Raw genomic sequence first — 19,489 nt, 5'->3', positions numbered from 1 at the left:
TCCGGGATCCGGAAATCTGCGGCTGCATCTGGCACCCAAATCTACCTCCCTGCCAAACCCCTCGACATCCCCCACCTCGAAGGTGCGACAATATTGCACTTTGATGACGTGACTTTCCCCTGCACCCTCAACGTCAAGACTTAACCCACGGGCACCTTGCGCCTGTGCAAAGACTCTTTCAGCACCCCTGTGCTGACCGTCCTGGACGTCCCGGCGTCCAATTACTTGAGGTAACAAGCAAGATGGCTAAGGCCGCCGATGTCGTTGTGCAATGCCTGGAAAACGAAGGTGTCGAGTATGTATTCGGCATCCCTGGTGAGGAAAACCTCGACCTGCTCGAATCCCTGCGCAAGTCGAAGATCAAGCTGGTACTGACTCGCCACGAGCAATCCGCAGGCTTCATGGCCGCCACCTATGGCCGTCTGACCGGCAAGACCGGCGTCAGCCTGTCGACCCTCGGCCCAGGCGCGACCAACCTGGTGACCGCCAGTGCCTACGCCTACCTGGGCGGTATGCCGATGATGATGATCACCGGCCAAAAGCCGATCAAGAAGTCCAAACAGGGCCGCTTCCAGATCATCGATGTGTGCGGCATGATGGCACCCATCACCAAGTACACCCATCAGTTCGCCTCGGCCGACAACATCCCAGCACGCATGCGTGAAGCCTTCCGCTTGGCGGAAGAAGAAAAGCCGGGCGCTGTGCACCTTGAGCTGCCAGAAGACATCGCTGCAGAGCAAACCGACAGCATGCCGATCCCGCCAAGCCTGAGCCGCCGTCCGCTGGCCGAGCACAAGGCCGTCGAAGCCGCTGTCGAGAAGCTGCAGAACGCGCGCAGCCCGATCCTGGTGATCGGCGCCGGTGCCAACCGCAAGATGACCGCCAAGGTCCTCAAGCAACTGATCGACAAGACCGGCATCCCGTTCATCACCACTCAGATGGGCAAAGGCGTGGTCGATGAGCGCCACCCACGTTTCCTCGGCAACGCCGCGCTGTCGTCGGGCGACTTTGTCCATCGCGCCGTCGAAGCTGCCGACCTGATCATCAACATCGGCCACGACGTCATTGAGAAGCCACCGTTCTTCATGGTCCGTGGCGGCACCGAGGTCATCCACATCAATTTCCGCTCTGCCGAAGTCGATGCGGTGTACTTCCCGCAGATCGAAGTGATCGGTGACATCGCCAACGCCGTCTGGCAGATCGGCGAAGCCTTGACCGATACCAGTCACTGGGACTTCACCCGTCTGCTGACCATTCGCGAGGCCAACGAAGCACAGATCGCCGAAGGCGCCGACGACGACCGCTTCCCGGTATACCCGCAGCGCCTGGTCGCCGACATCCGTCGCGCGCTGCCGTCCGAAGGCATCGTTGCCCTCGACAACGGTATCTACAAGATCTGGTTTGCCCGCAACTACAAGGCGCATAAGCCCAACACCGTCTTGCTCGACAACGCCCTGGCAACCATGGGTGCCGGCCTGCCATCGGCGATGGCCTCGCACCTGGTCTACCCGGACCGCCCGGTGATTTCCGTGTGCGGCGACGGTGGCTTCATGATGAACAGCCAGGAGCTGGAAACCGCAGTACGCCTGGGCATGCACATCACCGTGGTGATCCTGCGTGACGACGGCTACGGCATGATCCGCTGGAAGCAGGCCAACATGGGCTTCACCGACTACGGCCTGGACTACGGCAACCCCGACTTCGTCAAATACGCCGAAGCCTACGGTGCCAATGGCCACCGCGTAGAAAGCGCCGAAGGCTTCCTGCCGCTGCTCGAACACTGCATCAAGACCCCAGGCGTGCACGTGATCGACTGCCCGGTCGACTACAGCGAGAACGACCGCATCCTCAACAGCGAGCTGCGTGAGCGCGCGCTGGCGGTGTAACGCTTAGGTCAATCAGGAGCATCTGGGTCAGTACTGAGCGACGCCGGCTGTGGCGGCACACACTGCAACCTGCCACCAAAGCCGGCTAGCTATGCTAGGGTGCCTGCATATCCCGTAGTGCAGGAATCCACCGAACCATGTTGCCCCGTCTTGAAGAAAAAGAACTCGCCCGCCTCGAAGATTTGTTGATCACCTACGGCAACGATTTCTCGGTGCTGAACCTGGCCGAGCTCAATGGCTTTTTCACCGCACTGGCCAGTTCCCCGGTCAAGGTCAACCCTGAGCAGTGGTTGCCGGCAGTCAGCGGCGGCAAGGTGCCGAAGTTCAAGCGTCCAGCCCATGAAGAAGCCTACACCGCGCTGATGTTGCGCTATTGCAACGACGTAGCCGCGGAGTTGGCCGAACAGCTGGATGACTTCGAGCCGTTGTTCGAAGAGAGTGAAGGCGAAGAGGGCGTAGCGATCATTCTGGAAGAGTGGTGCTTCGGCTACATGCGCGGCACGCAAGTCGCGCAGTGGGGCGAGCTGCCCCCAGAGCAGGACGCCTTGCTCAAGGCCATTTCCTTGCATGGCCTGGAAGACAACTTCGAACTGCTCGACTCCATGAGTTTCGATGAACTTCAGGCCTGCGTGCCACTGGTGATCGACGCCGCGCGTGGCTTGTATCGCTACCAGAAGCAACATCGCCACTAATGCCCAAGGTGTGCGGCAGGCGCGTGACCAACTGAACGGTTATTTCGCCTGGCGAAATTATGGATTGTCACGGGCACTGATTCTATTGGCTGGCGGATGGGCGCAGGATTGTCTGCGTCATCCACCCACCACGGAGTCAGGACCATGCCAGCCCCTATCAAGCTCTACAACTTTCCCAAGTCCGGTCATGCCCACCGCATCGAGCTGATGCTGTCGTTGCTCGGCCTGCCGACTGAACTGATCTTCGTCGACCTGGCCAAGGGCGAGCACAAGCAGCCCGCGTTTCTCGCCATCAACCCGTTCGGCCAGGTCCCGGTGATCGACGACAACGGCACGGTCATCGCCGACTCCAACGCCATCCTCGTATACCTGGCCAAGACCTACGATCAGGGTAACTGGCTGCCTGAGCAACCTCTGGCCGCGGCGAAGGTGCAGCGCTGGCTGTCGGTTGCCGCCGGCCCCTTGGCCTTTGGCCCCGCTGCCGCGCGATTGATTACGGTCTTCGGCGCTTCGTTCAACGCGGACGAAGTGATCGGCAGGGCGCACAACCTGCTCGCCGTGATCGACCAGGAGTTGGCCACACAACCCTTCCTGACCGGCACCAGCCCAACCATCGCCGACGTCGCCAACTACTCCTACATTGCCCACGCGCCTGAGGGCAACGTGTCGCTGGAGCCGTACGGCAACGTCCGCGCTTGGCTGGCCCGCATCGAAGCGCTGTCCGGCTTTGTCGCCATGCCGCGCACTGCCGCCGGCCTGCACAGCGCCGACTGATCTGGCCCACGCCCTCCGAGGGACGCCGTCATGCACACGCAATCCCATGATCCGGGCTCGCCCTGGCACGCCGGCGAGAGAGCCTTGCAGGAAAAAGCCGGCGTCGCCGAGCGGATGGCAGTGTTCGGGCAGAAGGTCATTCGTGACTACATGCCCGACCAACACCGCCAGTTCTACCAGCAACTGCCGTTCATGATTGCCGCCAGCGTTGACCCTCAGGGCCGGCCCTGGGCGACTTTGATCGAAGGGGCGGACGGCTTTGTCAGTTCGCCTGATCCGCGTCAGTTGCGCCTGACCGCCAAGCTTGCCAAGGATGATCCAGCCGCCGCTGGGCTGGCCGTCGGGCAGGCGATTGGCATGCTCGGCATCGAGCTGCACACGCGTCGGCGCAACCGTATCAATGGCGTGATTCAAACGGCGCTAGCTGGTCAAATTGACGTGCAGGTCGAGCACGCCTTCGGCAATTGCCCACAATATATTCAGCTGCGCAACTACCGGCGTGTCGAAGGGGGCGCGCAGCCCCGCGAGGACGCAACCTCGCTGGACGCATGGGCCACAGCGCTGATCGAAGCCGCCGACACTTTGTTCGTCGCCAGCTATGTCGAGCATGCCGACGGTCAGCGTTCGGTGGATGTTTCCCACCGTGGCGGGCGGGCCGGCTTCGTCAAGGTCGAGGGCAATCGCCTGACCATCCCGGACTACGCTGGCAACCTGCACTTCAATACCCTGGGCAATCTACTGGTCAATCCACGCGCCGGCTTGCTGTTCGTGGATTTTGCCAGTGGCGACGTGCTGCAGCTGTCAGGGCGCACCGAGTTGCTGCTGGACAGCCCGCTGACGGAGGCATTCGAAGGTGCCGAGCGGCTGTGGGTACTGGAGGTCGAGCAGGTAGTACGACGCCCCGCGGCAGTGTCGCTGCGCTGGGACTTCGAGACCTATGCGCCCACCAGCCTGGCCACTGGCACCTGGGCTGAAGCACAGCAACGCCTGCAACAGGCTCAGCGCCAGCAGGACTGGCTCGGCTGGCGAGTGAGCAGGGTCGAGCAGGAGAGTCGTGATATCCGCTCGTTCTATTTGCAACCCGCAGACGGCTCAGCGATAACCTTTGCGCCTGGGCAGCACATCCCACTGCGCTTGCCGCTTGACGCGCAATCCACCGTGATCCGCACCTACAGCCTGTCCAGCGCGCCGTCGGACGGCTACCTGCGCATCAGCGTCAAGCAGCAGGGCGCAGCGTCGCGCTATCTACATGAGCAGGTGGGCGTCGGCGATGTGCTGCACGTGCGCCAGCCGATGGGCAGCTTCAAGCTCGACAGCAGCAGCGAGCGGCCATTGGTGCTGATTGCGGCAGGGGTCGGCATTACACCGCTGCTGGCGATGCTGCGCGAGCAGCTGGCGCTCAGTGCAAGGCGGCCGATCTATCTGTTCCAGGGCGCCCGTAGCCTGGCCGAGCTGCCATTTGGCCAGGAACTGAGTGCATTGCAACAGCAGGCCGGTGATCGCCTGCACCTATACCGAGCGCTCAGCCAGCCCGAAGCTCAAGCGGTACTTGGCCAGGACTTCGAGATGGCCGGTCGGCTGGGCATCGAGCAGATCAAAGCGCGCCTGGCGTTGGATGACTACGACTTCTACGTTTGCGGCCCGGCCAGCTTCACCCAGGCTATTTATGATGGCCTGCGCCGGTTGAGCGTGACGGACGCGCGCATCCATGCCGAGACCTTTGGCCCGTCGACGCTGACCCGTCACGGCGACGGTGCTCAGCCTGCGCTGCAGCAGCCACCTGCAGCCAATCAGCCGGTACCGGTGCATTTTGCCGGCTCGGCCAAGGAGGCGCGCTGGACGCCTGGCTCCGGCAGCCTGCTGGAGCTGGCCGAGCGTCGCGGGCTGACGCCGGAGTTCAGTTGCCGTGGCGGTTCCTGCGGCACCTGCAAGACGCGCATCGTCAGCGGCCAGGTGCATTACCCGCAGCCGCCCGCCGAGCTGCCCGAGAGCGGCAGCGTGCTGATCTGCTGCGCTGTACCGGCAGATGACGGCGGCCAGCCGCTGGTGCTGGATCTTTGATCGATGCGCCCTTGTGATCAGCCGCCCGCCCCGGGAATAATCGCAGCAGGATTGATACGGGGGCGGGGCATGGATCAGATCCATCTAATGAAGGTGCTGATTGCGGTGGGTGAGCTGGAAAGCTTTGCCGCAGCGGCGCGCAAGCTCGGCCTGTCGCCGGCGGCAGTGACGCGGGCAGTCAGTGCCCTGGAAGAGGCGCTCGGGGTCAAGCTGCTGCAGCGCACCACGCGCAATGTGCGCCTGACCGAGGCCGGTAGCCGCTACCTGGAAGACAGTCGCAATATCCTCGCCAGTATCCACGAGGCCAACGAGGCGGCGGCCGGGATCAACGCCGCACCCAAAGGCAATCTGTCGGTGACCGCGCCACTGCTGTTCGGTAAAGCCTTTGTCATGCCCTGCATCGTTGACTACTTGCAGGCTTACCCTGAGGTGGACGTGTCCGCCTACTTTCTCGATCGGGTGGTCAATCTGGTGGAGGAGGGCATGGACGTTGCCGTGCGCATCGGGCCATTACCCGATTCGGGGCTGAAGGCTGTGCGCGTCGGCCAGGTGCGCCGGTTGTTGTGCGCTTCGCCTGAGTATCTACAGCGCCACGGCACACCGCAGCATCCCACCGAGCTGGCCGAGCATACGATGATCGCGGCCAGCGGCGTGTCACCGCGATTGGACTGGATGTTTGGCGCTGAGCAGGCACCTGTGCAGGTGCGGATCAAGCCCCGGCTGACGGTGACCAGCAACGACGCGGCAATCGTCGCCGCCACGGCAGGTCTGGGCATCGCGCGGCTGCTGTCGTATCAAGTGGCAGCGGAGCTGGCGGCGGGGCGCTTGCAGGTGGTGCTCGAGGATTACGAGCAAGCGCCGTGGCCGATCCATGTGCTGCACCGCGAAAGCAAATATGGCTCGACCAAGGTGCGGGCGTTCATCGACCGGCTGGCGAGTAACCTGCGTGCGCACCACTACCTCAATTGAGCGCTTGATACTGCATTCTGAAACCCAGGCTGACGTGCTCGCCTTTGTGCAGGAGGCGCAAGCCTGGGCGCCCAGGCAAATGGTGCGCATTGATCGGATGGCTGACCGGCTCGAAGCAGAAGAACGGCTGGTCCTGCGGACAGAACAACAGGTAATGGTCGGCTCCGCTGGCGCTGCAGCGTAATTCATAGCCGGCTGCCGGCTGGACAATGGTGCACTCGCCCTGCCAGCCGCTGAAGGCGTGATCGACAACTGTCGTTGGCAGCTCATTCAACTGCCCGAAGCGCCATTCGGGCGGGATTTCAACCTGGCGCGATGGCAAGCAACCCTCATTGCCTACCCATACCTGACGCGCCGGTGCCAGCAGCAAGGTGTCAGTATGGCGAGGCAAGTACGGGTGTAACCCAAGCCCATGCCAGCAGGGCAATTCATCCAGATGCGTAACCTGCAGATCCAGGCTCAGGCAGCCCTCGTCGAGGCTGACATGCAATACCGCCCGATAGGCGAAAGGCAGCTCGCTGTCCAGCGTCAGGCAAGCATGATCAGTGCCTTGATGGGTAACCACCCAAGGCTGCTGCCAGGCACTGCCATGGATCGCGTAGGGCGAGTGCTCGGTGTTGGCGGCCAATGCCAGCCAGCCATCAGGGCGGGCAAAGCCACCGCTGTCGATGCGGTTGGACCACGGCACCAGCGGATAACAACCCAGGCGCCTTGGCGTAGCGCTGTCCAGCGCCGCTTGATCGCTATGGCGCAGCAACGCCTGGCCACTGTCCTTGACCTGCCAGTTGACCAGGCTGGCACCCAGCTCCGGGGCCAGGCTCATGCGGGTCAGACGGTCTTCAAGATGCAGTTCGAATAAAGCCATTCAGCGAGCTCCAGATGCAAACACGGTGATCAGGCCGAGCGCCGATAGGTCAGCAGCACAATCCCGCAGACCACCACCGCGCCGCCGATCAACTGAATGCTGCTCAAGCGTTGATCGAGCAAGGCCCAGGCCAGCAACAGCGTGGCAATCGGCTCGATATTCATTACCGGCGCGTTCTGCGCCATGTTCAGCCGCGGCACGCAGACGAACAGCAGAGTAAACGCCACGCCATACAGCACCACCAGGCTGGCCAGAGCGATCCAGCCGGCGCTGCTGCTGGGCAGCGACAAGCCCGCCGGCACCCAGCCGCCGACCCCGGCCACCAGCATGCTGGCGAACACGATCATCAGGGTCAGCAAGCTACGCACCGGCCCGCGTACGCCGGCCAGCTTGTGATCGGTGATCCACAACGCACAGGCAAACACACAGGCAGCGCAGAAGGCGAGGCTAACGCCGAGGGTCCAGTCCGGGTTGGCCTCAGCGCTGTCGGCCAGGCGTGACGGCACATCCAGCGCCAGCACCAGACCGAGCAGAATCAGTCCCATCAGCAGTACGGTGCGCCGGGTCGGTCGCGGTCCGCCGAGGGCCCAGCTGAGCAGCGCCAGCAGAATCGGGAAGGTGTTGCCGACCAGCAGCGCCAGCGCCACCGGGATCCGCGCCACCGCCGAGTACAGGCACAGGCTCTGGGTGGCAATCAGCAGGCCCAGCAGCAGTTGCCAGCGCCGCGAGCCGGATGGCAGCCCTAGCGACTGCCGCTGCCACAGCACCAGCGCCGCCAACGCCAGCAGGGTGATGCCCGAGCGACACAGAATCGCCAGCAACACGCCTGTGTCGTTATCAAACGCGATCCGCGCGGCGATGTGGTTACCGGCAAAGGCACAAGCCAGCAGCGCTAACAGCGCCACCGCCAGCTTGCGCGGGAAGAGTGAGGTATTCGAAGAGGAGGCGACAGCCATGTGCACAAATCCGTTTGCAGGGGGGAGGGCGGGCCCGCAGGCCCGCCTGTCACAGTTACAGCACCACGCTCGGCAGCCACAGCGAGATAGCCGGGATGTAGGTCACTGCCATCAGCACCAGGAACAGCGCCACATAGAACGGCAGCATTGCCTTGACCGTCGCCTCGATGCTGACCTTGCCGATGGCCGAGCCAACGAACAGCACCGCGCCCACCGGCGGCGTGATCAGACCGATACCCAGGTTGACCAGCATGATCATGCCGAAATGCACCGGGTCGACGCCGATGCCAGTGATCACCGGCAGCAAGATCGGCGTCAGGATCAGGATCAGCGGCGCCATGTCCATCACCGTGCCCAACAGCAGCAGCATGAAGTTGATGCACATGAGGATCACGTAACGGTTGTCCGACAGGGTCAGGAACAGCGTGGTGATCTTCGACGGGATCTGCATCAGCGTCATCACGTAGCCAAAGCTTGCGGCAAAGCCGATCAGGATCATCACGATCGAGATTGTCCGCACCGTGCGGTGCATCAACTTCGGCAGGTCGCGCCACTTGTAATCGCGGTAGATGAACATGGTCACGAAGAATGACCAGACCACGGCAATCGCCGCCGACTCGGTCGCGGTGAACACCCCGGACAGAATGCCGCCGAGGATGATCACCATCGCCATCAAGCCCCACAGCGCTTCACCGGCGATTTTCAGCGCCTGGCGCAGCGGGATCACCTCACCCTTGGGGTAGTTGCGGCGCTTTGCGAAGATCAGGCACAGGCCCATCAACACCGCACTCATCAACAGCCCTGGCATGACCCCGGCCATGAACAGCGAGGCAATCGATACCGTGCCGCCGGCCGCCAGCGAGTACAGCACCGAGTTGTGGCTGGGCGGAGTCAGCAGTGCCTGCACCGAGCCGCTGATGGTCACCGCCGTGGAGAACTCACGCGGATAGCCCTTGCGCTCCATCTCCGGGATCAGCACCGAACCGACCGATGCGGTGTCGGCCACCGACGAACCGGAGATCGCGCCAAAGAAGGTCGAGGCGGTGATATTGACCAGCGACAGGCCGCCACGGACAAACCCCACCAGCACCCCGGCAAACGCCACCAGCCGCCGCGACATGCCACCCTCGGCCATGATTGCACCGGCCAGCACGAAGAACGGAATCGCCAGCAGCGAGAACTTGTTAACCCCGCTGGCAACCTGAATCATCATTGCCTGCAGTGGAATATCGATCCACCAGGCCCCGACCAGAGCGGCCAGGCCCAACGCATATGCCACCGGCATGCCCAGCAGGATCAGGGCGATGAAGCTGCCCAACAAAATGAACGCATCCATTTATGCCGCTCCTTCGCTTTCTTCGACGACATCGAAGCGCATTACCTGGCGATGGCTCTGATCGCCGTAGAAGAGTTTTTCCAGCACGAACAGCAGAGTGATCGCCCCGCCGACCGGGATCGGCGCGTAGGCCATGCCCACACGAATCGACGGCAGGGTGGCGAGAAACTGGTTCCAGGTAGTCACGCACAGCTTGATGCCATAGAAGGTCATGAACGCGCAGACCAGCAGCATCAGCACCTGCACCAGCAGTGCCGCTGCCTTGCGCTGTGCCGGTGGCAGGCGATCGGTGACCGTGGTCACGGCCATGTGCGCACCCGCCCGATAGCTGGCGGCCGCGCCGATAAATGCGAACACCACCATCAGCAGGATCGCCACCGGCTCCGGCCAGCTCGAACCGCTGCCGAGCACGTAACGGGCGAAAATGCCCCAGGGAATGATCAGCGTCATGGTCAGGATCGACAGCCCCGCCACCCAGATGCAACCGCTGTACAAGGTATCGTTGACACGCAACACAAGTGTTTTCATAAAGCACCACCGAGGCTGCACGTAGCCGTGCAGCCGCATCTAGCTGGGGAGGGCCGCAGGTCACTGGACTTCGGCGATACGCTTCATCAGATCGGCGTATTGCGCGCCGTACTTTTCCCGCACTGGCGCAGTGGCGTCGAAGAACGGCTTTTTGTCGACCACGATGAACTCCACCCCGGCAGCCTTGAGCTTCTCTTCACTGGCGGCCGACTTGGCGTCCCACAACGCACGCTCTTCCATCTGCGCTTCACGGGCAACTTTCTTCACCAGGGTCTGCTGCTCAGGCGTAAGCTTTTCCCAGGTGGTCTTGGACATCACCACCGGCTCAGGCAGGATCAGATGGCCGGTCAGGGTGAAGTACTTGGCGCTCTGGTAGTGGTTGTGCTCGAGCAGGGTCGGCGGGTTGTTTTCCGCGCCGTCGATCACCCCGGTCTGCAAGGCGCTGAAGATCTCGCCGGTGTCCATGGCAATGCCGTTGCCGCCCATCGCGTTCATCATGTCGATGAACAGCGGGTTACCCTGCACACGGATCTTCATGCCCTTGAGGTCTTCGATCTTGCGCACTGGTTTTTTCGTGTAGATGCTGCGCGTGCCGCCATCCATCCAGGCCAGGGCGACCAGGTTGAATTCGGAATTGGTGATCTTGTCGAGGATCTCCTGGCCGATCTCGCCATCGATGATCTTGCGCATGTGCTCGTGATCGCGGAACACGAACGGCATGTTGAACACGTTCACATCCGGCACCACCGGGCCGACGATACCGAGGCTGACCCGGGTCATCTGCACCGCGCCGATCTGCGCCTGCTCGATGACTTCCTTCTCCGAGCCGAGCACGCCACCGGCGAACATCTTGAAGGTGATCTCGCCATTGCTGGCGGCTTCGAGTTTTTTACCCATGTTCTGCTCGGCAACTACGGTCGGGTAGCCGGCCGGATGGATCTCGGCGAACTTGATATCCAGCGCCGAGGCGGTGCCGGAGAGGCTGATCGCCAACGGGAGTACGGCCAGAAGCAGCTTGCGTTTGAAGACCATGGTGACGCTCCAGTGTTGTTATTATTTGGGTATCGCACGGGTGCAGCGGGATTCGGTTCAGCTGCGCCAGGCTGTTTCTGGCAGGCCCTGCACGCCCGCGTCCAGGGCGAACACGCCACCGGCCAACGGCTGATCGTGCAGGTCGCCGCCGGGGCGGATCGAGGTCACGAACAAGGTGTCCAGGTTGCGCCCGCCAAAGGCGCACATCGCCGGCTTTTTCACCGGCACATTGAGTGAGCGGTCCAGTCGTCCATCGGGAGTAAAGCGGTGCACCTGGCCTGCATCGTTGCCGCAGATCCAGTAGCAGCCGTCGGCATCCACGGCAGCGCCGTCAGGCCGGCCCGGGAAGCCGCGCATATCGACGAACAGGCGCTGGTTGTGCGGGGTGCCGGTGTCGACGTCGTAGTCGAACTGCCAGATGCGCTGCACGTCGGGGTGGGAGTCGGACAGGTACATGCGCGAACCGTCCGGGCTGAACGCCAGGCCGTTGGGCACAATCATCTGCTCCAGCTGCAGGTGCAGCGGCCGGCCCTCGCCGTCATACCGATACAGGGCACCCAGCGGCGCCGCCTGCTGCATGTTCATCAGCATGCTGCCAGCCCAGAAACGGCCCTGGCGGTCGCAGCGGCCATCATTGAAGCGCATGCCCTCGGCGCCATGTTCAACCGCGCTCAGCAGGCGGCTGTCGAGCTTGCCCTGGGCATTGGCAGTCAGCGCATAGACGCCATCCTCCATCCCGGCAATCCAGCTGCCGTTGGCCGAGCGGGCGATGCAGGCGAGCATCTGCGGCGCTTGCCAGCTTTGATGAGCGCTATCGGCGGCCGTCCAGCGGTGCAGCTGGCCGGCAGGGATATCGACCCAGTACAGCGCCTGCTCGGCAACATCCCACACCGGGCTTTCGCCGGTGGCATTGCGCGCATCCACGATCAGTTCGTAGTTCACGGTAGACAGCCTCCTTGCGAGTGGTGGATCAGTCGAATGGCCCGGCAGCGACAAACGCGCCACCCTGATACACCATCGCCGGGTCATCGGCGGCTGGCGCTGGTTGCGCTTCGACCTTGGCGCGGAACACCTCGGAGGAGTCCTTCGGCTGGAAGCCCAGGTGCGCGGCATGGCGGTTGTCCCACCACACGTCACGGTTGGCCGAGGCGCCGTAGACCACGGTGTGGCCGACTTGCTCGGTGAACAGGCCGCGCTCGATCAGTTGGGTCAGGTCGTCATAGCTCAGCCAGGTGCTGAGCATCCGCCGGTTCTGCGGCTCGGGGAACGACGAGCCGATGCGGATGCTGACGGTCTCGATGCCGTAGCGGTCGAAGTAGAAGCTGGCAACGTCCTCGCCGTAGCACTTGGACAACCCGTAGTAGCCGTCCGGGCGCCGCAGAGCACGAGCGTCGATCTGCTGGTCCTGTTTGTAGAAGCCGATGGTGTGGTTGGAGCTGGCGAAGATGATCCGCTTGACCCCATGCTTGCGCGCCGCCTCGTAGAGGTGGAACACGCCACAGATATTAGGGCCGAGGATCTCTTCGAAAGGGCGCTCGACCGAAACACCGCCGAAATGGCAGATGGCGTCGACGCCTTCGACCAACTGGTGCACGGCGGCCTTATCGGCCAGGTCGCATTCGACAATTTCTTCCTGAGCACTGGTGGCGGGCGCCATTGCTGCGATGTCGGAGAGGCGCAGTACTTCGGCGTAACCTTTGAGGCGCTCGCGAAGCACCTGGCCGAGGCCGCCTGCGGCTCCGGTGAGCAGCAGGCGCTTGAACGGTGTGATAGTCATGGCAAGCTCGTTTGTTTTGAGTTGTTGTAGGTTGTCGTATGACTGTGCTGGATTATCGGTAGTGATTCGCAAGGTTGTCAATGCTTGCCGTGTCTGTTTTGTCACTGCCACAGCCTCCCTGCGACCCCTGTGGGAGCGGGTTCACCCGCGAAGAGGCCAGCACTGACACCCCATAAACCGCTGTTACAGCAGAGACAACGGATAGTTGAAGATCAAACGGTTCTCGTCGAACTCGTTGCTGCTGAAGTCGCGGCGGATGGTCGAGTTGCGCCACTTAATGCTCAAGTCCTTGAAGGTGCCGCTCTGGATCACATAGGCCAGCTCCGACTCACGCACCCACTCCTTGCCATCGGTAACGGCGCCACTGTGCACCTCGCGGCCACTGATGTAGCGGTTCATCAGGGTCAACCCGGGCACGCCGACGGTAGTGAAATTGAAGTCATGCCGCGCCTGCCACGAACGCTCGTTGGCGTTATCGAAGCTGGCGTTGTAGCTGTCGTTGGCCAAGGTGCCGCCGCTGGTGCCGTTGACCCGCATCCAGGTATCGCCACTGACCTTCTGCAGGCCGACATAGAAGGTGTTGCCGCCGACCTTGGCCGAGAACATCCCTGAGTAGGTCTTGTTGTCCAGCTCGCCCGCGCGCTTGGCGCCGTCGTCTTCACCCTGGAAGTAACCGAGGTTGGCACCCAGAGTCCAACTACCGACCGGCTGGCTGTGGCTGACCTGCAGGTATTGCTGCTGATAGACGTCCTTGAGTACTGCGTTCCACAGCCCGAACAAGGTGCGGTCCTGGTTGAACTTGTACTCACCACCAACGAAGTTGAAGCGGTCCGAGGCAGCGCCGCCGTAGATCATGTCGTCCATGCTTGCGTCGTTACGCGGGCTATTGCCCCGGAACTGACCGCCGTACAGGGTCAGCCCGGCGATCTCGTTGGACGTCACCTGACCGCCGCGGAACGTCTGCGGCAGCGAACGACCGTCGTCCGAGCGCAGGATCGGCAGCACCGGCATCCACTCGCCGATCTTCAATTCAGTCTTGGAGATCCGCGCCTTGCCCGCCACTGCAAGACGGCCATAGTCATCTGCCGGCCGGCCATCATCATGTCGCGGCAGCAGCCCAGTGCCGTAGGTGCCGCCACCGCCATCGAGCTTGACCGACCACATCCCCAGCACATCCACACCAAAGCCAATCGGCCCCTCAGTGAAGCCCGAGCGCGCATCGAGGATAAAGCTCTGGGTCCATTCCTCGGCCTTGCTCTGCGGGTTGGCCGGGTCGACGAAGTTGCGGTTGATGTAGAAGTTGCGCAGGCCCAGCGTGGCCTTGGCGTCCTCCATGAAACCTGCGGCAAAGCTCACCTGCGGCAATGCACCGAGGGCGGTTGCGCTGAACAGCGCAAGGGGAAGGTGTTGGCGGATTTTCATTATTGTTGTGCTCCCTGAGGGTGAAACTTTCCGTATGCCAGGCGCGTGCAAGCGGCCAGCGGCAGTGGCGGGGTGTTGGCGAGGCCGGTCAGGCCAAACGGTTTCGAGCCTGCGCGCGAGGGCTAGCTGCCGCGGGCAGTGCTGGGCTGGAGAGAACGGCGAAGGCGAACAGCGTGGGGGAGGGCTGAGATCGTCATAGGGGCTTCACTGAATTGTTGTTTTTGTTGTGTGTTGTCGTACGACTTTGCAGATTATTAACGGTGGGGGAAAAGCTTGTCAATGGGGTGTTAGGCAGGATTCAGCGGCGGGGTAGGGGATGATACGCGCCCGAGGGCTCTGGTGCAGGGTGTTTGGGTTTGCTACAGACATCGTATGACAGATTAAGCAAAGGGGCCGCAAAGCGGCCCCAATAATCCAGCTGACAGCCCGTTTCAGGGCTTCACCAAGATCAATCCCAGCTCAACGCCCCACCGGTCTGATACTCGATCACACGCGTCTCAAAGAAGTTCTTCTCTTTCTTCAAGTCCATGATCTCGCTCATCCACGGGAACGGGTTGGTGGTGCCTGGGTACTCTTCCTTCAAGCCGATCTGAGTCAAACGACGGTTGGCGATGAACTTGAGGTAGTCCTCCATCATCGCTGCGTTCATGCCCAGCACGCCGCGCGGCATGGTGTCGCGAGCGTATTCGATCTCCAGCTGGGTCCCTTGCAGGATCATCTGGGTGGCTTCTTCCTTCATCGCCGCATCCCACAGGTGCGGGTTCTCGATCTTGATCTGGTTGATCACGTCGATACCGAAGTTCAGGTGCATCGACTCGTCACGCAGGATGTACTGGAACTGCTCGGCAACGCCGGTCATCTTGTTGCGACGGCCCATCGACAGGATCTGGGTGAAGCCGCAGTAGAAGAAGATGCCTTCCAGCACGCAATAGTAGGCGATCAGGTTGCGCAGCAGTTCTTTGTCGGTCTCTGGGGTGCCGGTGTTGAATTCCGGGTCGGAGATGGCGCGGGTGTACTTCAAGCCCCAGGCAGCCTTCTTCGCGACCGACGGGATCTCGTGGTACATGTTGAAGATCTCGCCTTCATCCATGCCCAGCGACTCGATGCAGTACTGGTAGGCGTGGGTGTGGATCGCCTCTTCGAAAGCCTGGCGCAGGATGTACTGGCGGCACTCCGGGTTGGTGATCAGGCGGTACACGGCCAGGGCCAGGTTGTTGGCAACCAGCGAGTCGGCAGTGGAGAAGAAGCCAAGGTTGCGCATGACGATGCGGCGCTCGTCTTCGGTAAGGCCGTCCTGGTCTTTCCACAGGGCGATGTCGGCGGTCATGTTGACCTCTTGCGGCATCCAGTGGTTGGCGCAGCCGTCGAGGTACTTCTGCCAGGCCCAGTCGTACTTGAACGGTACCAGCTGGTTGAGGTCGGCACGGCAGTTGATCATGCGCTTCTCGTCGACCGCAACGCGGGCCGCGGAGCCTTCCAGTTCAGCCAGGCCTTCGGCGATGTCGAGGTCGTCCAGGGCAGCCTTGGCACGCTTGACCGCGTCCGAGTCGGCAGCCGTGGCAGCACGTGCTTCAAGGGCGGCGGCGCCACCGGCGCTGTCGAGCCTGTCGAGGGTGGCGGCGGCTTTGGCCTGCGCCGGGGTGCTGCTTTTTACGGCAAGTTCGTCGTCTTCTTTGTCGAATTCGTCCCAGCTCAGCATGTCATGGCTCCTGCTAGAGGGTTGCGCGCGGCAACCGGTTGGATTTTCAAGTGATGCCTGTACAGCGCAATGCCCACAAGGCGTTACGGCGGGCGCTGAGAGCGTGCTCTCGTCACATTTAAAGGTGTCTGGCTCAGCGGCTGGCCTGTCCTCGAACGAGGGGCCAGGGCGCTGGAAATCTTGTAGTCAGCTAGCCCTTTCGGGGGGCGCGAAGTATACCGGAAACGAGGCTGGATCGGGGCGCCTCGGCCGCTACGGATGGTAATTTTTTGACCCGCAGAGCACGCCTGTGTTCACTCGATTCCGGCTGCTTGTTACGGGATGTGAGTCTAGCGCTAAATACGATTTGTTCCTACATCTTGTGCTGCTTTATTTTGCCGCACACTGCATATGGTGTTTTATCTTGATCAGGGTCAAACAGAAGGATTTCCTGTAAGCGCCTGATGAGAGGGCGCGATCGGGCGTCGCAAGGGCCTCGCCAAGCCTGGCTCAAGCGCTGCCGCGCAGGCAAAAAAAACCGCAGCCATTACCGGGTGGGCAATGGCTGCGGTGATGTCAGCTCAGCGCTGCGCCGGCCTTATTGGCAAGCTTCGCAATCCGGCTCGTCGATCGCGCAGGCCTTCGGCACAGGTGCTGGACCTGCGGCCTGGACCGGGGCGCTGTCGCCGCCGCTGGAAACGGCGTTGAGCTTGCCGGTGCTGATGGTCGACTTCTCGGTGCTGGTCGCGGCCAGGGCACGGAGGTAATAGGTGGTTTTCAGGCCACGGTACCAAGCCATGCGGTAGGTCACGTCGAGCTTCTTGCCCGAAGCGCCGGCGATGTACAGGTTCAGCGACTGCGCCTGGTCGATCCACTTCTGGCGACGGCTGGCGGCATCGACGATCCACTTGGTGTCGACTTCGAACGCGGTGGCGTAGAGGTCTTTCAGCTCTTGCGGGATACGCTCGATCTGCTGCACCGAACCATCGTAGTACTTCAGGTCGTTGATCATGACCGAGTCCCACAGGCCGCGGGCCTTGAGGTCGCGCACCAGGTACGGGTTGATCACGGTGAACTCGCCGGACAGGTTCGATTTCACGTACAGGTTCTGGTAGGTCGGCTCGATCGACTGCGATACGCCAGTGATGTTGGCGATGGTCGCGGTTGGCGCGATGGCCATGATGTTCGAGTTACGAATACCTTTTTGTACGCGAGCACGTACCGGTGCCCAGTCGAGGCTCTCGTTGAGGTCGACGTCGATGTACTTCTGGCCACGGGCTTCGATCAGGATCTGTTGCGAGTCTAGTGGCAGGATGCCTTTGGACCACAGCGAACCCTGGAAGGTCTCATAGGCGCCGCGCTCGTCAGCCAGGTCACACGAGGCCTGGATGGCGAAGTAGCTGACCGCTTCCATCGACTTGTCGGCGAACTCGACGGCAGCGTCGGAGCCGTAGGCGATGTGCTGCAGGTACAGTGCGTCCTGGAAGCCCATGATGCCCAGACCGACCGGGCGGTGCTTGAGGTTCGAGTTACGTGCCTGCGGTACCGAGTAGTAGTTGATGTCGATCACGTTATCGAGCATGCGCACGGCAGTGTTGACGGTGCGTTGCAGCTTGGCGGTATCGAGCTTGCCGTCAACGATGTGGTTCGGCAGGTTGATCGAGCCCAGGTTGCAGACTGCGATCTCGTCCTTATTGGTGTTCAAGGTGATCTCGGTGCACAGGTTCGAGCTGTGGACCACGCCGACGTGTTGCTGCGGCGAGCGCAGGTTGCATGGGTCCTTGAAGGTCAACCATGGGTGGCCGGTCTCGAACAGCATCGACAGCATCTTGCGCCACAGGTCTTTGGCCTGAATGGTCTTGAACACCTTGATCTTGTTGTACTCAGTCATGGCTTCGTAGTACTCGTAACGCTCTTCGAAGGCCTTGCCGGTCAAATCGTGCAGATCAGGTACTTCGTTCGGCGAGAACAGAGTCCACTGGCCGTCATCGAAGACACGCTTCATGAACAGGTCAGGGATCCAGTTGGCAGTGTTCATATCGTGGGTACGACGACGATCATCACCGGTGTTCTTGCGCAGTTCGATGAATTCTTCGATGTCCAGGTGCCAGGTTTCCAGGTAGGCGCAGACCGCGCCCTTGCGCTTGCCGCCCTGGTTGACCGCAACGGCGGTGTCGTTGACCACTTTGAGGAACGGCACGACGCCCTGGGATTTGCCGTTGGTGCCCTTGATGTACGAGCCCAGCGCGCGCACTGGCGTCCAGTCGTTGCCCAGGCCGCCGGCAAATTTCGACAGCATGGCGTTGTCGTGGATCGCGTGGTAGATGCCCGAGAGGTCATCCGGCACGGTGGTCAGGTAGCAGCTCGACAGCTGTGGACGCAGGGTACCGGCGTTGAACAGGGTCGGGGTCGAGGCCATGTAGTCGAACGACGACAACAGGTTGTAGAACTCGATCGCACGCGCTTCCTTGTCTTTCTCTTCCAGCGCCAGGCCCATGGCCACGCGCATGAAGAACACCTGCGGCAGCTCGAAGCGTACGCCATCCTTGTGGATGAAATAGCGGTCGTACAGGGTCTGCAGGCCGAGGTAGGTGAACTGCTGGTCGCGCTCGTGGTTGATCGCCTGGCCCAGACGCTCGAGGTCGAAGTCGGCCAGGGCCGGGTTCAGCAGCTCGAACTCGATGCCCTTGGCAACGTAGGCAGGCAGGGCCTTGGCGTACAGCTCGGCCATCTCGTGGTGAGTTGCGCTGTCGGCTACGTTGAGGAAGCTCAGGCCTTCGGCACGCAGGGTGTCCATCAGCAGGCGGGCGGTGACGAACGAGTAGTTCGGCTCACGCTCGACCAGAGTACGGGCGGTCATCACCAGGGCAGTGTTGACGTCCTTCAGGGCAACGCCGTCGTACAGGTTCTTCAAGGTTTCGCGCTGGATCAGCTCGCCGTCGACTTCAGCCAGGCCTTCGCAGGCTTCGCTGATGATGGTGTTGAGGCGGGCCATGTCCAGCGGCGCCTTGCTGCCGTCGGCCAGGCTGATGCGGATCGACGGGTGCGGCTCGACCACGGCATCGTTGTTGGCGCGAGTAGCACGCTCTTTGGCGCGCTGGTCGCGGTAGATCACGTAGTCACGAGCCACTTTCTGCTCGCCGGCGCGCATCAGGGCCAGTTCGACCTGGTCCTGGATTTCTTCGATGTGGATGGTGCCACCCGACGGCATGCGACGCTTGAAGGTTGCAGTGACCTGCTCGGTCAGGCGCGCAACGGTGTCGTGGATGCGCGACGAAGCGGCGGCAGTGCCGCCCTCAACTGCAAGGAACGCCTTGGTGATGGCCACGGTGATCTTGTCGTCGGTGTAGGCGACGACAGTGCCGTTACGCTTGATCACACGCAGTTGGCCAGGCGCAGTGGCAGCCAGATCCTGGTTCGAATCAGCGGCCTGCGGCGCTTGGGCCTGCGGGTTCTCGCGAGTTGTGTCGGTTTGCATCGGTGGGTGTCTCCACAGTTTCAATAGTGTTCGGG

Annotated in this window: 15 protein-coding genes; 5 read left to right on the top strand and 10 right to left on the bottom strand. The window is 62.1% G+C overall.

All coding sequences use genetic code 11. From position 1 onward, the window contains the following. Window positions 1-242 precede the first annotated feature (242 nt). The 5 genes from FW789_RS23955 (at window position 243) to FW789_RS23935 (ending at window position 6,382) form a co-directional block, all read left to right on the top strand. Window positions 243-1,886: an acetolactate synthase large subunit gene (locus tag FW789_RS23955; RefSeq protein WP_101321786.1), complete on the top strand. Its 1,644-nt coding sequence runs from the start codon at window positions 243-245 to the stop codon at window positions 1,884-1,886. 137 nt (window positions 1,887-2,023) lie between these two features. Beyond that, window positions 2,024-2,578 (top strand): UPF0149 family protein, encoded by a 555-nt coding sequence (locus FW789_RS23950; protein WP_150570957.1) that lies wholly within the window; start codon window positions 2,024-2,026, stop codon window positions 2,576-2,578. Window positions 2,579-2,722: 144 nt separating this feature from the next. After that, a complete protein-coding gene (locus tag FW789_RS23945; protein WP_446432135.1) occupies window positions 2,723-3,352 on the top strand; it encodes a glutathione S-transferase family protein in 630 nt (209 codons plus the stop codon). A gap of 30 nt (window positions 3,353-3,382) precedes the next feature. After that, a complete protein-coding gene (locus FW789_RS23940) occupies window positions 3,383-5,413 on the top strand; it encodes a pyridoxamine 5'-phosphate oxidase family protein (protein WP_446432134.1) in 2,031 nt (676 codons plus the stop codon). Between the two features lie 69 nt (window positions 5,414-5,482). After that, window positions 5,483-6,382 (top strand): LysR family transcriptional regulator, encoded by a 900-nt coding sequence (locus FW789_RS23935; protein ID WP_207073942.1) that lies wholly within the window; start codon window positions 5,483-5,485, stop codon window positions 6,380-6,382. Here the strand turns inward: FW789_RS23935 and FW789_RS23930 are convergent. From FW789_RS23930 to FW789_RS23885, 10 genes are all read right to left on the bottom strand, one after another. Beyond that, on the bottom strand, window positions 6,375-7,247 hold the full coding sequence (locus FW789_RS23930; protein ID WP_103438309.1) for an aldose 1-epimerase: 873 nt from the start codon (window positions 7,245-7,247) through the stop codon (window positions 6,375-6,377). The two genes, FW789_RS23935 and FW789_RS23930, sit on opposite strands and share 8 nt — an antisense overlap. A gap of 29 nt (window positions 7,248-7,276) precedes the next feature. Beyond that, window positions 7,277-8,203 carry a DMT family transporter gene (locus FW789_RS23925; RefSeq protein WP_340613096.1) on the bottom strand — a complete coding sequence of 309 codons (927 nt, stop codon included), beginning with the start codon at window positions 8,201-8,203 and terminating at the stop codon, window positions 7,277-7,279. A 55-nt stretch (window positions 8,204-8,258) separates the two neighbouring features. Then, window positions 8,259-9,539, bottom strand: coding sequence for a TRAP transporter large permease (locus tag FW789_RS23920; RefSeq protein WP_181089952.1), 1,281 nt, complete (start codon window positions 9,537-9,539; stop codon window positions 8,259-8,261). Then, entirely contained in the window at window positions 9,540-10,067 is a 528-nt protein-coding gene (locus FW789_RS23915; protein WP_103438308.1) for a TRAP transporter small permease, read from the bottom strand. Between the two features lie 60 nt (window positions 10,068-10,127). Further along, the gene (locus FW789_RS23910) at window positions 10,128-11,099 is read right to left on the bottom strand and encodes a TRAP transporter substrate-binding protein (protein WP_150570951.1); all 972 of its coding nucleotides are present in this window, start codon (window positions 11,097-11,099) and stop codon (window positions 10,128-10,130) included. A 57-nt stretch (window positions 11,100-11,156) separates the two neighbouring features. Beyond that, entirely contained in the window at window positions 11,157-12,041 is an 885-nt protein-coding gene (locus FW789_RS23905; protein WP_186701622.1) for a glucurono-1,5-lactonase, read from the bottom strand. Between the two features lie 28 nt (window positions 12,042-12,069). Beyond that, the gene (locus FW789_RS23900) at window positions 12,070-12,876 is read right to left on the bottom strand and encodes an NAD-dependent epimerase/dehydratase family protein (RefSeq protein WP_186701623.1); all 807 of its coding nucleotides are present in this window, start codon (window positions 12,874-12,876) and stop codon (window positions 12,070-12,072) included. 183 nt (window positions 12,877-13,059) lie between these two features. Continuing rightward, entirely contained in the window at window positions 13,060-14,298 is a 1,239-nt protein-coding gene (locus tag FW789_RS23895) for an OprD family porin (protein WP_186701624.1), read from the bottom strand. Window positions 14,299-14,746: 448 nt separating this feature from the next. Continuing rightward, window positions 14,747-15,997, bottom strand: coding sequence for a ribonucleotide-diphosphate reductase subunit beta (locus FW789_RS23890; protein ID WP_103438303.1), 1,251 nt, complete (start codon window positions 15,995-15,997; stop codon window positions 14,747-14,749). A 577-nt stretch (window positions 15,998-16,574) separates the two neighbouring features. Next, complete coding sequence (locus FW789_RS23885) at window positions 16,575-19,454, bottom strand: ribonucleoside-diphosphate reductase subunit alpha (protein WP_103438302.1); 2,880 nt, start codon at window positions 19,452-19,454, stop codon at window positions 16,575-16,577. Window positions 19,455-19,489: the final 35 nt, after the last annotated feature.

It is taken from the genome of Pseudomonas sp. 1121_17 (assembly GCF_052850745.1).
This window is presented reverse-complemented; position numbering and strand designations above follow the sequence as displayed.

What these genes read in the sequence shown, in the direction of transcription:
- FW789_RS23895 (WP_186701624.1), bottom strand. Translation starts at nt 14,298, where the DNA reads ATGAAAATCCGCCAACACCTTCCCCTTGCGCTGTTCAGCGCAACCGCC.
- FW789_RS23945 (WP_446432135.1), top strand. Translation starts at nt 2,723, where the DNA reads ATGCCAGCCCCTATCAAGCTCTACAACTTTCCCAAGTCCGGTCATGCC.
- FW789_RS23910 (WP_150570951.1), bottom strand. Translation starts at nt 11,099, where the DNA reads ATGGTCTTCAAACGCAAGCTGCTTCTGGCCGTACTCCCGTTGGCGATC.
- FW789_RS23940 (WP_446432134.1), top strand. Translation starts at nt 3,383, where the DNA reads ATGCACACGCAATCCCATGATCCGGGCTCGCCCTGGCACGCCGGCGAG.
- FW789_RS23915 (WP_103438308.1), bottom strand. Translation starts at nt 10,067, where the DNA reads ATGAAAACACTTGTGTTGCGTGTCAACGATACCTTGTACAGCGGTTGC.
- FW789_RS23935 (WP_207073942.1), top strand. Translation starts at nt 5,483, where the DNA reads ATGGATCAGATCCATCTAATGAAGGTGCTGATTGCGGTGGGTGAGCTG.
- FW789_RS23950 (WP_150570957.1), top strand. Translation starts at nt 2,024, where the DNA reads ATGTTGCCCCGTCTTGAAGAAAAAGAACTCGCCCGCCTCGAAGATTTG.
- FW789_RS23885 (WP_103438302.1), bottom strand. Translation starts at nt 19,454, where the DNA reads ATGCAAACCGACACAACTCGCGAGAACCCGCAGGCCCAAGCGCCGCAG.
- FW789_RS23920 (WP_181089952.1), bottom strand. Translation starts at nt 9,539, where the DNA reads ATGGATGCGTTCATTTTGTTGGGCAGCTTCATCGCCCTGATCCTGCTG.
- FW789_RS23930 (WP_103438309.1), bottom strand. Translation starts at nt 7,247, where the DNA reads ATGGCTTTATTCGAACTGCATCTTGAAGACCGTCTGACCCGCATGAGC.
- FW789_RS23900 (WP_186701623.1), bottom strand. Translation starts at nt 12,876, where the DNA reads ATGACTATCACACCGTTCAAGCGCCTGCTGCTCACCGGAGCCGCAGGC.
- FW789_RS23890 (WP_103438303.1), bottom strand. Translation starts at nt 15,997, where the DNA reads ATGCTGAGCTGGGACGAATTCGACAAAGAAGACGACGAACTTGCCGTA.
- FW789_RS23955 (WP_101321786.1), top strand. Translation starts at nt 243, where the DNA reads ATGGCTAAGGCCGCCGATGTCGTTGTGCAATGCCTGGAAAACGAAGGT.
- FW789_RS23925 (WP_340613096.1), bottom strand. Translation starts at nt 8,203, where the DNA reads ATGGCTGTCGCCTCCTCTTCGAATACCTCACTCTTCCCGCGCAAGCTG.